The sequence below is a fragment of the Xanthomonas protegens genome (assembly GCF_038442435.1).
Lineage (GTDB): Bacteria > Pseudomonadota > Gammaproteobacteria > Xanthomonadales > Xanthomonadaceae > Xanthomonas_A > Xanthomonas_A sontii.
Window position 1 is genome coordinate 32,388 of sequence record NZ_JAQJCQ010000001.1, and the last position, 12,179, is coordinate 44,566.

10 protein-coding genes are annotated in these 12,179 nt (G+C 68.3%); 4 read left to right on the forward strand and 6 right to left on the reverse strand.

Annotation, left to right across the window (positions count from 1 at the left end; genetic code table 11):
• Positions 1–234: 234 nt before the first annotated feature.
• Positions 235–1,125, reverse strand: coding sequence for a LysR family transcriptional regulator (locus PIQ37_RS00160; protein WP_342071908.1), 891 nt, complete (start codon positions 1,123–1,125; stop codon positions 235–237).
• A gap of 107 nt (positions 1,126–1,232) precedes the next feature.
• On the opposite strand from PIQ37_RS00160, the gene PIQ37_RS00165 reads away from it, so the two are divergent.
• Together PIQ37_RS00165 and PIQ37_RS00170 are read left to right on the forward strand one after the other, a co-directional pair.
• Positions 1,233–2,804 carry a proton-conducting transporter transmembrane domain-containing protein gene (locus PIQ37_RS00165; protein WP_342071909.1) on the forward strand — a complete coding sequence of 524 codons (1,572 nt, stop codon included), beginning with the start codon at positions 1,233–1,235 and terminating at the stop codon, positions 2,802–2,804.
• Positions 2,805–2,828: 24 nt separating this feature from the next.
• On the forward strand, positions 2,829–5,264 hold the full coding sequence (locus tag PIQ37_RS00170) for a YbcC family protein (protein ID WP_342071910.1): 2,436 nt from the start codon (positions 2,829–2,831) through the stop codon (positions 5,262–5,264).
• A gap of 132 nt (positions 5,265–5,396) precedes the next feature.
• Here PIQ37_RS00170 and PIQ37_RS00175 read toward each other — a convergent pair whose 3' ends face one another.
• A complete protein-coding gene (locus PIQ37_RS00175; protein ID WP_342071911.1) occupies positions 5,397–6,179 on the reverse strand; it encodes an SDR family oxidoreductase in 783 nt (260 codons plus the stop codon).
• A complete protein-coding gene (locus tag PIQ37_RS00180) occupies positions 6,176–6,502 on the reverse strand; it encodes a nuclear transport factor 2 family protein (protein ID WP_342071912.1) in 327 nt (108 codons plus the stop codon). The genes PIQ37_RS00175 and PIQ37_RS00180 overlap by 4 nt, the downstream gene beginning before the upstream one ends.
• A gap of 98 nt (positions 6,503–6,600) precedes the next feature.
• On the opposite strand from PIQ37_RS00180, the gene PIQ37_RS00185 reads away from it, so the two are divergent.
• Positions 6,601–7,527: a LysR family transcriptional regulator gene (locus PIQ37_RS00185; RefSeq protein ID WP_342071913.1), complete on the forward strand. Its 927-nt coding sequence runs from the start codon at positions 6,601–6,603 to the stop codon at positions 7,525–7,527.
• A 37-nt stretch (positions 7,528–7,564) separates the two neighbouring features.
• Here the strand turns inward: PIQ37_RS00185 and guaA are convergent, their stop codons facing one another.
• The 3 genes from guaA to folD form a co-directional block, all read right to left on the reverse strand.
• The gene (gene guaA / locus PIQ37_RS00190) at positions 7,565–9,130 is read right to left on the reverse strand and encodes a glutamine-hydrolyzing GMP synthase (RefSeq protein WP_342071914.1); all 1,566 of its coding nucleotides are present in this window, start codon (positions 9,128–9,130) and stop codon (positions 7,565–7,567) included.
• 127 nt (positions 9,131–9,257) lie between these two features.
• Positions 9,258–10,715 carry an IMP dehydrogenase gene (guaB, locus tag PIQ37_RS00195; protein WP_017917282.1) on the reverse strand — a complete coding sequence of 486 codons (1,458 nt, stop codon included), beginning with the start codon at positions 10,713–10,715 and terminating at the stop codon, positions 9,258–9,260.
• Positions 10,716–10,919: 204 nt separating this feature from the next.
• Entirely contained in the window at positions 10,920–11,831 is a 912-nt protein-coding gene (gene folD, locus PIQ37_RS00200; RefSeq protein ID WP_342071915.1) for a bifunctional methylenetetrahydrofolate dehydrogenase/methenyltetrahydrofolate cyclohydrolase FolD, read from the reverse strand.
• Positions 11,832–11,882: 51 nt separating this feature from the next.
• On the opposite strand from folD, the gene PIQ37_RS00205 reads away from it, so the two are divergent.
• Complete coding sequence (locus PIQ37_RS00205) at positions 11,883–12,179, forward strand: DUF1244 domain-containing protein (RefSeq protein ID WP_017913743.1); 297 nt, start codon at positions 11,883–11,885, stop codon at positions 12,177–12,179.

Sequence of the window (12,179 nt, forward strand, 5' to 3'; positions counted from 1 at the left end):
TTGTTCGCAAGGACCGCAGCCCCCATCGCGTCGTCAACCGACCCTTCGAACCGCTGTGGTTGAAGGACATCGCACGATCGAGACAAGCGCATATCGCCGTGTTCGCGTCACGGGATGAACGTGTGGGATGGCATGCCACATGTCGTCACTCGCCTGCGCGACGAACGCGCACCGGTCGCTCATCGCTGACACACCTCGGGTTCGTCGCAGTTGGCGAGACGTTTCGGCGAGGCGCTACGCGCCACCCGCCGCAGCCGCGGGCTGCAGCAGCAGCCGCACCAGCGGATTCGGGAAGCGCCGCGACATGGTGACGGCGTGGAAGGTCTCCACGATGTCCGGCAATTGATCGCCTTCCACCAGCACGCCCGCGGCGATCTCGTCCTTGACCACGATCGGCGGGAGCACGGCCAGGCCGATGTCCTCGCGCGCCAGCAGGCGCATCATCGCCATGTCCTCTACTTCCGCCACGATCTGCGGCCGCACGCCCAGCCGGTCGGCCAGGGCGTCGAAGCCCGCGCGCACGCTGTTGTCCACCGTCGGCAGGATGATGGGGTGGTGGCGAAGGCGATCGGCGATGCTGGCGGCATGACCCAACCGGTCCGGTGTGCCCACCAGGCTGACCGGGCGCTCGGCGAGCCGATGGGTCACGAATGGAGTCAGCGCATCGGTGGCCGGCGCCTGGTTGAGCAGGACCACGTCGAGGTTGAGCGCCTCCAGCGCCCGCAACAGTTCGCCGGCGCTGCCCGAACGCAGGATCAGGTCGATGTCGGTTCGGCCCAGCAGCGGCTGCAGGAACTCCAGCTGGAAGTTGCGCGACAGCGTGGCCAGAGAGCCGACCCGCAGCGCCTGCCGGGCGGCGCCGGTCTGCCGCAGCGTGCCCAGCAGTTCGTCGCCGGTGGCGAAGATCGCGTCGGCATGGTCGAGCACGATCTGCCCGGCCTCGGTCAGGTGCAACTGCCGCCCGCGCCGCTCGAACAGCGCATGGCCCAGGCGCTCCTCCAGCTTGCGGATCTGCACCGACAAGGCCGACTGCGTGAGGTTGAGCCGCTCGGCGGTGCGGGTCAGGTTGCCGTCGTGGGCCACGGCCCAGAAGTAACGCAGGTGGTTGTAGTTCAGCGCGGCCATCGTTCGATAATAACGAACGATACTGTTAAAACAATGAATTTTTGTTCGACCCCGCCGATCGCTATCGTGGCGCCGCCCGCCACTGCGCTCGATCCAAGGGGATTGCCTTGTCGCTCTATCTGCTGCCGCTGTCCGCCCCGCTCCTGCTGCTTCTCGCCGCCGTATGCGGCTTCGTTCGCAGTGGCCGACGTCCACGCGGGGTCCCGATCCTTGCGGAAGGCGCCGCGCTCGGCGCACTGCTCGTCGCCTTCGCCTCGCTGGCGCTGCTGATCGCCCGCGGCGCCGGCGGCAGCGCATCGATCGGATGGAGCGGCATCGGCCTGTCGGTCCAGCTCGATGCGGTAAGCACCACGATGCTGCTCCTGGTCGCCTTCGTCGGCTGGATCGTGGTGCGCTACACCCGCACCTACCTTGATGGCGAGGCGCGGCAGGGCTATTTCACCGGCTGGCTGTGCGTTGCGCTCGCTGCGGTGCTGCTGCTGGTGCAGGCCGGCAACCTGGTCCAGGTCGTGGTGGCCTGGATCGCGACCAGCATCGCGCTCAATCGGCTGCTGCTGTTCTATCCCCAGCGTGTGGCGGCGCAGCGCGCCGCGCGCAAGAAGCGCCTGTTCTCCAGCATCGGCGCCATCGCCCTGATCTCCGCAACGCTGCTTGTCTGGAAGAGCCTGGGCACCACCGACATCGCCACCATCAACACGCTGGCGCGGAACGGCCAGCATGGCTGGGCTCTTACCGCGGCGGCCGCCCTCCTCGCGCTGGCCGCGGTGCTGAAATCGGCGCAGTTCCCGACCCATGGCTGGCTCACCGAGATGATGGAGGCGCCCACGCCGGTGTCGGCGCTGCTGCATGCCGGCGTGGTGAACGGCGGCGGCTTCCTGCTGATCCGCTTCGCCGACCTGATGCTGGCGGCCCCCGGCGTACTCGCCGTGCTGGCCATGCTGGGCGGGTTCACCGCGCTGTTCGGTGCGCTGGTGATGCTGACCCAACCCGCGGTCAAGACCTCGCTGGCCTGGTCCACGGTCGCGCAGATGGGCTTCATGATCCTGCAGTGCGGGCTTGCGCTGTTCCCGCTGGCGCTGCTGCACATCGTCGCGCACTCGCTCTACAAGGCGCATGCCTTCCTGGCCTCCGGCGGCGCCGTCGAGCAGGTGGCGTCCATTCGCCGGCCCGGGCCGGTCGCCGTGCCCAATGGGGCGGCGGTGTGCCGCGCCTTCCTGATCGCGCTGGCGATCTATGTCGGGATCGGCGCCGCCTTCGGGTTCGCCTTCGGCTTCGGGCACAAGTCGCCGCAGGCGCTGGCCCTGGGCGCCATCCTGATCTTCGGTGTCGCCTATCTGCTGGCCCAGGGCCTGGCCGACGCCGCGCCGCGCCCGCTCACCCGAAAGACCGCGCTCTACGCCAGCGCCGCCGCGGTCGGCTACTTCGCCCTGCAGACCGCCGCCGAATGGCTGACCACCGGGGTGCTGCCGGCGACGCCGGCGCCGGGTCGACTGGAGTGGACGCTGATGGCGCTGGCGGTGCTGAGCTTCGGCCTGGTGGCGGTGGCGCAGGCGCTGTTCCCGCTGTGGGCGACACACCCGGCCGCCGCCGGGCTGCGCGTCCATCTCGCCAATGGCCTGTATGCCAACGCCACGCTCGATCGCCTGCTCGGCGGCTGGTCCGTCCGCAAGACCGCGTGACTCCTTAACCGCCAGGACACCCCCATGCTGATGACCGCGACCGACGCACCGTCCCTTTCCCACACTGCAATCGCCGCCGCCGCCGAGCGTGCGGCGCGTGCCATTCCCCCGCTGTGGCCGCTCGCCTCGAGCGTGGCGGTCAACCCCTTCCTCGGCCAGACCGGCGAACCGCTGCCGATCGCGGCGGCACGGCTGCGGCGCGCGGCCGGCATCGCCCTGACCATGCCGCGCGCCTGGTATGCGGAGCGGCTGCAGTCCGGCGAGATCGCCGAGGCGGATCTGCAGGCGGCCTGGCACAACGCGCCGACGGCGCTGCGCCCGCCGACGGTGTCCGCGCTCAAACTCGCCGTCGATGCCATGTACCCTGCCCCGCAGGCAATTCCGACCGTCGCCGACTTGGCCCGCGACGTTTCGGCGGTCGACTGGCCGGGCATCGTCGACGAGCGCATCGGGCATTGGGCCGCCAGCTACTTCGATCAGGGCCAGGCGCTGTGGGTCGCCGGACAATCCGGTGGCGCCTACAGCGCATGGCGCCTCGTCGCGACCCACGATCTGACGCCGGAAATCGCCGGGCTCACCCGATTCGCACAACAGGTGGCGGACGCGCCAGCGACTGCCGAAGAGGCGATCGTCGAGGGAGTCGCCCGCCTCGGCCTCTCGCCCGAGGCGCTGGACGGCTATTTCCACCGACTGCTGACCACGCTGGACGGCTGGAGCCAGGCCGCCCGCTATCGGCTCTGGCAAGCAGAGCTGAGCGGCGGAACCGATGCCTGCGTCACCGATCTGCTCGCCATCCGCATCAGTTGGGAAGCCGCCCTGCTGGGCAAGTTCGGTGCGGCGATCGCGCCCGCGTGGCGAACCGCCATCGCCGCTTACGCCATGCCGGTGGCGGCGACTTCGGACGACGTCGTCGACAGCATCCTGCAGGACGCGGCCGAACGGGCCGCACAGCGGCGGCTCGACAGCGTGCTTGCAGCGCCCGCCTCGGCCCGGGTCGCCCCCGACCGGACGACATTGCAGATGGCCTTCTGCATCGACGTGCGTTCGGAAGTGTTCCGCCGCGCACTGGAAAGCCTCGATGCGGGCATCCAGACGCTCGGATTCGCCGGCTTCTTCGGGCTGGGCATCGGCCATCGGCGCTTCGCTTCGGACGTGGTCGAAGCGCGCCTTCCGGTGCTGCTGACGCCGGGGGTGCACACCTGCGCGGGAGCGACGACGCCGTCGGTGATCGAGGCGGACCTCGCCGCGCGGATCACGGCACGTGCGAAACGTGCCTGGGGGCGCTTCAAGCTGGCCGCCATTTCCTCGTTCGCCTTCGTCGAGGCCACCGGCCCGATCTATGTCGCCAAGCTGCTGCGCGATGGATTGGGACTGACGCGGCACCCAGCGCCGAACGATCCCGCGCCGCGCCCGGCGGACGCGCTCGACCTCGACACGCGGCTGACCATGGCCACGCGCATCCTCAAGGCGATGTCGCTCACCAGCGGCTTCGCCCGGCTGGTGGTGATCGCCGGCCATGGCGCAAACGTCGTCAACAACCCGCATGCCAGCGCCTTGCACTGCGGTGCCTGCGGCGGCTACTCGGGCGAAGTGAATGCGCGGCTGCTCGCTGCGCTGCTCAACGACCTGGACGTGCGCGCCGGGCTCGCCGAGCGCGGCATCGTCATCCCCGCAGACACGCTGTTCGTCGGCGCATTGCACGACACCACGACCGATGCGGTCACGCTCTACAGTGCCGACCATCCCGCGCCCACGCATGCCACCGATCTCGAGCAGGCGGCGCGTTGGCTGCACAACGCCGGCGCCCTGGCGCGCGGCGAGCGCGCTCTGCGCCTGCCGCGCGCGCAGCACAGCCAGGACATCGCGCATCGCGCTCGCGACTGGGCCGAGTTGCGCCCCGAGTGGGCACTGGCCGGCTGCCAGGCCTTCATCGCCGCGCCGCGCTCACGCACCGCCGGACGCGACCTGGCGGGACGCACCTTCCTCCACGACTACGACTGGCGCCGCGACGAGGGCTTTGGCGTGCTGGAGCTGATCCTGACTGCCCCGGTCGTGGTCGCCAGCTGGATCAGCCTGCAGTACTACGGCTCGACCGTCGCACCCGAGGTCTTCGGCGCGGGCAACAAGCTGCTGCACAACGTCACCGGCGGCATCGGCGTGGTCGAGGGCAACGGCGGCCTGCTGCGCGGCGGACTGCCGTGGCAGTCGGTGCACGACGGCGAACGGCTGATCCACGAACCGCTGCGGCTTTCGGTGCTGATCGAGGCGCCGACCGAGGCGATCGGCGACATCCTCGCACGTCACCCGCAGGTTCGCGCGCTGTTCGACAATCGGTGGCTGCATCTGTTCGCGCTGGACGACGAAGGGCGCATGGCGTCGCGCTACACCGGCGAGTTGCGCTGGGAGCACAACGCCAGCGAGGCGCGCGCCGCTAGCGCCCCCGCGCACTCGCTCGCGTAACGCTGGGTGTCCTCCATCCTGCACCCCCTAACGCGAGCGCATCCGTGTCAAGCGGCTAGGCCATCGCGGCGGCCATCGCGCGAAAGCTCGGGACCAACGATTCGCGAACACTCAGCCGGTGGCGGCCGTCGGCTACAGCGTGGGGACGGTGCCGCCGTCGATCCGGTACTCGGCCCCTGCGATCGAAGCAGACCGCGGGGACGCCAGGAAAGCGATCAAGTCGGCCACCTCGAGTGGCTTGGCAGGTCGGCCCACTGGAATGCCTCCGAGCCGATCCATCACGAGGCGCTTGCCGCCTTCGTCATCCGTTCCGGCCGCTTCGGCCATTCGCTGCACAAACGCCACGGACGCCTCGGTCTCGATCCAACCAGGCGCAACGCTCAGCACGCGAACTCCCTTCGGCGTGACCTCTCTCGCCAGCGACTTGCTGTAGGTGGTGAGAGCTGCCTTGGCAGCGGCGTATGCGGTCGTGGATTCGGGCAGAGGCAGCACGCGCTGGATGGAGCTGACGTGGATGATGACGCCAGCACCCTGAGCCAACATCGCCGGCAGCAGTGCGCGATCCAGGCGTACGGCCGGCATCAAGTTCAGGTTCAACTCGGCGAACCAGTGCGCATCGCTGATCGCAGCGAAACCGCCAGCGGGCGTGCTCGAGCCGCCGAGTACGTTGATCAAGATGTCGACGCCGCCCCAGTCCTGCAACACACGTTGTGCGAGGTGATTCGTCCCTTCCGCGGTCGCCAGATCGGCAGCAATGTAGTCGACGCCCGTTACCCGCTGCGCTGGCAAGGTGCGCGCAGATGTCGTCACCCTTGCGCCGGCCTCGGCAAGGGTGGTCACGACGGCGGCGCCAAGGCCCAGAGTGCCGCCGGTGACCAGGGCCCGCAGGCCGCTCAGCTGCAGGTCGAAGTTCATGCCGTCACCTCCAGCGCTGCGATCAGGCCGTGTTCCAGGCGGAAGCGATAGGACAGCACGACAGGGCTGCCAGGGAAGTTGCCGGCGACGTTGGCGCGGACGCAGTGGATGCCGTTTTCCTGCTCGACGGCGAACGGCTCGCTCGTCGCGCCGAACTTGGCCGACGCCTCGGCCATGAAGGTCTTGATGGCGTCGATTCCGACATAGGTGCGACCGTCGTCCTGGAAGACCGCATGCGCGGCAAAGCAATGCGTCAAGGCGTCGGGGGTGTGTTCGGCCGCGAAGTACGCAGCAATGGGCTCGGGAAGCGGCAAGGTATCCATGGTTCGGCTCAGGGGGCAGTGAGGCCTCAGGATGCGCGCCGCCTTGAGTTCAGTGAATGCCTTAGAATCCGGATGGGTTATGTAGTGAATGCAACATAATGCGTGGATCCGACTTCGCCGAACTGAAGGCCTTCGTGGCGGTGGTGGAGCGCCGGAGCTTTGCCCGTGCCGCAGAGCAGCTCGGCCTGTCGCCGTCGGCACTCAGCCAGACCATCCGGCAGCTCGAAGGGCGCATCGGCGCGCGCCTGTTGAATCGCACGACGCGCAGCGTCGCGCCATCGGCCAGTGGCGAACTGCTCTACGGGCGCATCGCTCCGTTGTTCCGCGAGATGGCCGCTGCGGTCGCTGAAGCCAGTGAGGCGACAGGCCAGATGAAAGGCACGCTTCGCATCAACACGCTGGGAATCGCCGCGAGAACCATCATTGCGCCCAGGCTCTCCCGCTTTCATCAAGCACACCCCGAGGTGGTGCTCGACATCGTGGTCGACGACGCGTTGGCGGACATCGTCGTCGGCCGCTTTGACGCTGGCATCCGCGTGGGCGGGCAGCTCGAAAAAGACATGGTCGCCGTCCGCCTCACGCCGGACTTGAAGATGGTTGCGGTGGCATCACCGGACTATCTTGCGCGTCGCGGAACACCCCAATCACCGGCCGAGTTGCATGAGCATGCGTGCATCAACTGGCGGCTTCAGATGGACGGCCGGCAATATCGGTGGGAGTTCAAGAAACGCGGGCAACGCCACGAAGTGGCGGTGGACGGCCCCATCGTCACCAATCATGCCGACATCGGCATTGCCGCGGCACTGAATGGACTAGGCATCGCCTACCATTTCGAGCGCGATGGCGTGGGCGAGCTTTTGGCCCAGGGACGGCTGGTCCAGGTCCTGCCGGACTGGACGATCTCGCGCCCTGGCCTGTTTCTCTACTACCCGAACCGGCAGCATCGACCGGCGCTGCTCGGTGCATTCATCGACTGCCTGCTGGATCGAGAACCGCTCGATCGGCCATCAGGTCGGGCCGGTTGACTGACGCATCAGTCGGTTCCGACTCCTGCGGTAACGCTCACTCCCACTCGATCGTCGCCGGCGGCTTCCCGGAAATGTCGTACACCACCCGCGAGACACCGCGCAGCTCATTGATGATGCGATTGCTCACCGTGCCGAGGAAATCGTACGGCAGGTGCGCCCAGTGCGCGGTCATGAAGTCGATGGTCTCCACCGCGCGCAGCGCGATCACCCATTCGTAGGCGCGGGCGTCGCCGACCACGCCGACCGACTTCACCGGCAGGAACACGGCGAAGGCCTGGCTGGTCTTGTCGTAGAGGTCGGCCTTGCGCAGCTCGTCGATGAAGATCGCATCGGCCTTGGCCAGCAGTTCGGCGTATTCGCGCTTCACTTCGCCGAGGATGCGCACGCCCAGGCCGGGGCCGGGGAACGGATGGCGGTAGACCATGCTCCGCGGCAGGCCGAGTTCGACGCCCAGGCGCCGCACTTCGTCCTTGAACAGTTCGCGCAGCGGTTCGACCAGGCCCAGCTTCATGTGCTCGGGCAGGCCGCCGACGTTATGGTGGCTCTTGATGACATGGGCCTTGCCGGTCTTGCTGCCGGCCGACTCGATCACGTCCGGGTAGATGGTGCCCTGCGCCAGCCACTTGGCGTTGCTGAGCTTGTTCGACTCTTCGTCGAAGATCTCCACGAACAGGTTGCCGATGATCTTGCGCTTGGCTTCCGGATCGCTGACGCCTTCCAGCGCCTGGAAGTAGCGGTCGGCGGCGTTGACCCGGATCACCTTGACGCCCATGTGCTCGGCGAACATCGCCATCACCTGGTCGCCTTCCTGCCAGCGCAGCAGGCCGGTGTCGACGAACACGCAGGTCAGCTTGTCGCCGATCGCCTTGTGCAGCAACGCGGCGACCACCGACGAATCGACACCGCCGGACAGACCGAGGATCACTTCGTCGTCGCCGACCTGGGCGCGCACGCGGGCGATCTGGTCGTCGATGATGTTGGCCGCGGTCCACAGCGTGGCGCAGCCGCACACGTCGACCACGAAGCGGCGCAGCAGGGTCTGGCCCTGCAGGGTGTGGGTGACTTCCGGATGGAACTGCACGCCATACCAGCGCTTGGCCTCGTTGGCCATGGCCGCGACTGGGATGCGGTCGGTGACGGCGGTGATGGTGAAGCCTGGCGGCACCTGCGACACGTGGTCGCCGTGGCTCATCCACACGTTCAAACGCGACGCGCCTGCGTGGTCGGTCAACCCGGAGAACAGTGCGTCGGCAGCGACCACCTCGACTTCGGCATGGCCGAACTCGCGCTGGTCCGCCGCTTCGGTGGCGCCGCCGAGTTGCGCGGCCAGGGTCTGCATGCCGTAGCAGATGCCGAAGATCGGCAGGCCGCTGTCGAACACTTCCTGCGGCGCGGCGGGCGCGCCGGGCAGCGTGGTCGATTCCGGGCCGCCGGAGAGGATGATGCCCTTGGCGCCGAAGCCGGCGATCTCGGCCGGATCGTGGTCCCACGCCCAGATCTCGCAATACACGCCCAGTTCGCGGATGCGCCGCGCGATCAACTGCGTGTACTGCGCACCGAAATCGAGGATGAGGATCTTGTCGCTGTGGATGTTGGTCATCTGGGGCCGGGATTGGGGATTCGGGAGTCGGGATTCGCAACAGCGTGTGGCCGCGCTGCGCACGGCCGATGGAGACGTGGCGGGCGACGAATCCCCAATCGCGACTCCCCACTCCCGCGCATGGGCATCAGCCCATGCGGTAGTTCGGCGGTTCCTTGGTGATCTGCACGTCGTGGACGTGGCTCTCGCGCTGGCCGGCACCGGTGATGGTGACGAACTTCGGCTTGGTGCGCATGTCCTCGATGGTCGCGCAGCCCACGTAGCCCATGGTCGCGCGCAGGCCGCCGATCAACTGGTGGATGATGCCGCTGAGCGGGCCGCGGTACGGCACGCGGCCTTCGATGCCTTCCGGCACCAGCTTGTCGGCGTCGGAGGCGTCCTGGAAGTAACGGTCCTTGCTGCCCTTCTCCATCGCGCCCAGGCTGCCCATGCCGCGGTAGCTCTTGTAGCTGCGGCCCTGGAACAGTTCGACTTCGCCCGGGGCTTCCTCGGTGCCGGCGAAGAGGCCGCCGACCATCACCGTGGAAGCGCCGGCGACCAGCGCCTTGCCGATGTCGCCGGAATAGCGGATGCCGCCGTCGGCGATCAGTGGGATGCGGTCCTGCAGCGCCTCGGCGACCATGTCGATCGCAGTGATCTGCGGCACGCCGACACCGGCGACCACGCGCGTGGTGCAGATCGAGCCCGGGCCCACGCCGACCTTGACCGCATCGGCACCGGCGTCCATCAGCGCCAGCGCGGCGTCGCCGGTGACGATGTTGCCGCCGATCACCTGCAGCTGCGGGTAGGTCTTCTTGACCCAGGCCACGCGGTCGATGACGCCTTGCGAGTGACCGTGCGCGGTATCGACGATGACCACGTCCACGCCGGCCGCGGCCAGCAGTTCGATGCGCTGTTCGGTATCGCCGCCGACACCCACCGCGGCGCCGACCAGCAGCCGGGTGGCGGCGTCCTTGGCGGCGTTGGGGTTGTCGGTCTTCTTCTGGATGTCCTTGACCGTGATCAGGCCGCGCAGCTCGAAGCCATCGTTGACCACCAGGATCTTCTCGATGCGATGGCGGTGCAGCAGCTGCAGCACTTCCTCGTCGCTGGCGCCTTCGCGTACGGTGACCAGGCGATCCTTCTTGGTCATGATGTGGCGAACCGGATCGTCGAGCTTCTTCTCGAAGCGCATGTCGCGGCTGGTGACGATGCCGACCAGCTCGCTGCCGTCCACCACCGGCACGCCGGAGATGTTGCGGGCGCGGGTGAGTTTGAGCACCTCGCCGATGGTGGTCTCCGGACCGACCGTGAACGGCTCGGTGATGACGCCGGCCTCGAACTTCTTGACCTTGGCCACTTCGGCGGCCTGCTGCGCCGGGGTCAGGTTCTTGTGGATGATGCCGATGCCGCCGAGCTGGGCCATGGCCACCGCCAGGCGGTGCTCGGTGACCGTGTCCATCGCGGCCGAGAGGATCGGCAGTTTCAGGCGCAGGTCGCGGGTCAGCCGGGTTTCCAGGCTGACGTCCTTGGGCAGGACGGTCGAATGGGCGGGGACGAGCGAGACGTCGTCGTAGGTGAGAGCTTCAGCCTGGATGCGGAGCATCGGCGGACCCGAGTGTGGGGAAGCGCGGCATTTTAACGCATTGGGGCGGGGATTGGGGAGTCGGGATTGGGGATTTGCTAAAGCGATGCCTCGCGCGGCGGGCCGGCCTACCGATCCCGAATGCCCCCCGGACAGGCCGTGCATGCGCTTTTGCTGTTGCCTTTAACGAATCTCGAATCCCGACTCCCCAATCACGCGCAGCCCTCAACGAATCCCCACTCCCGAATCCCGACTCCCCGCCGCCTCAGCGGCCTCGATGGTGTTCTGCATCAGCGTGGCCACGGTCATCGGCCCCACCCCGCCCGGCACCGGGGTGATCCAACTGGCGCGCTGCGCCGCCGCGTCGAAGCCGACGTCGCCGACCAGGCGGCCGTCGTCCAGGCGGTTGATGCCGACGTCGATCACCACCGCGCCGGGCTTGACCCACTCACCCGGGATCAGCCCCGGCCGGCCCACCGCCACCACCAGGATGTCGGCGTCGCGCACCCGCGCCTGCAGCACCTCCGGCGGGGTGAACTTGTGGCAACAGCTGACCGTGCAGCCGGCGATCAGCAGCTCCAGCGCCATCGGCCGGCCGACGTGGTTGCTGACGCCGACGATGGTGGCGTTGCGCCCGCGCACCGGCTGATCGGTGTGCGCCAGCAGGGTGACGATGCCGCGCGGCGTGCACGGGCGCAGACCGAATTCGCGCAGCGCCAGGTGGCCGACATTCTCCGGATGGAAACCGTCCACGTCCTTGCGCGGATCGATGCGGTGGATCAGCCGGCTGGCATCGGGGATGCCCGGCAGCGGCAACTGCACCAGGATGCCGTGGATCTTGGGATCGGCATTGAGCCGGTAGATCAGCGCCAGCAGGTCGGCCTCGCTGGTACCGGCCGGCAGGTCGTAGTCGAACGCCTCGATGCCGACCTTCTCGGCCGCGCGGCGCTTGTTGCGCACGTAGACCGCGGAGGCCGGGTCGCCGCCCACCAGCACCACCGCCAACCCTGGCCGCGGCTGCCCAGCCGCCAGCCGCGCGTCGACCCGCGCCTTGAGCTCGTCGAGCAGGTCTTCGGCGATGCGGCGCCCGTCGAGGATGCGGGCCGGGACGGAGGAGACAGGCGCGGAATCGGTCATCGGGGCGGGCGGGTGTAGAGTCGGGGGATGTCCATTGTCCCCGATTCCGCCATGACCGACACCACCCGCATCGAGGCCGCCGCCTTCCGCCGCCTGCTGCAGCACCTCAACCAGGACCGTCCCGACGTGCAGAACATCGACCTGATGATCCTCGCCGGGTTCTGTCGCAACTGCCTGGCCGACTGGTACCGCGAGGCAGCGGCCGCCGAAGGCGAAGACCTCAGCAAGGAACAGGCGCGCGAGCGCGTCTACGGCATGCCGTTCGCCGACTGGAAAGCGCAGCACCAGGCAGAGGCCACGCCTGAGCAACTGGCCGCCTTCGCCGAGGCGCAGCGCAAGCACGGTTAG

What these genes read in the sequence shown, in the direction of transcription:
- PIQ37_RS00160 (WP_342071908.1), bottom strand. Translation starts at nt 1,125, where the DNA reads ATGGCCGCGCTGAACTACAACCACCTGCGTTACTTCTGGGCCGTGGCC.
- PIQ37_RS00170 (WP_342071910.1), top strand. Translation starts at nt 2,829, where the DNA reads ATGCTGATGACCGCGACCGACGCACCGTCCCTTTCCCACACTGCAATC.
- PIQ37_RS00175 (WP_342071911.1), bottom strand. Translation starts at nt 6,179, where the DNA reads ATGAACTTCGACCTGCAGCTGAGCGGCCTGCGGGCCCTGGTCACCGGC.
- PIQ37_RS00180 (WP_342071912.1), bottom strand. Translation starts at nt 6,502, where the DNA reads ATGGATACCTTGCCGCTTCCCGAGCCCATTGCTGCGTACTTCGCGGCC.
- PIQ37_RS00185 (WP_342071913.1), top strand. Translation starts at nt 6,601, where the DNA reads ATGCGTGGATCCGACTTCGCCGAACTGAAGGCCTTCGTGGCGGTGGTG.
- guaA (WP_342071914.1), bottom strand. Translation starts at nt 9,130, where the DNA reads ATGACCAACATCCACAGCGACAAGATCCTCATCCTCGATTTCGGTGCG.
- guaB (WP_017917282.1), bottom strand. Translation starts at nt 10,715, where the DNA reads ATGCTCCGCATCCAGGCTGAAGCTCTCACCTACGACGACGTCTCGCTC.
- folD (WP_342071915.1), bottom strand. Translation starts at nt 11,831, where the DNA reads ATGACCGATTCCGCGCCTGTCTCCTCCGTCCCGGCCCGCATCCTCGAC.
- PIQ37_RS00205 (WP_017913743.1), top strand. Translation starts at nt 11,883, where the DNA reads ATGACCGACACCACCCGCATCGAGGCCGCCGCCTTCCGCCGCCTGCTG.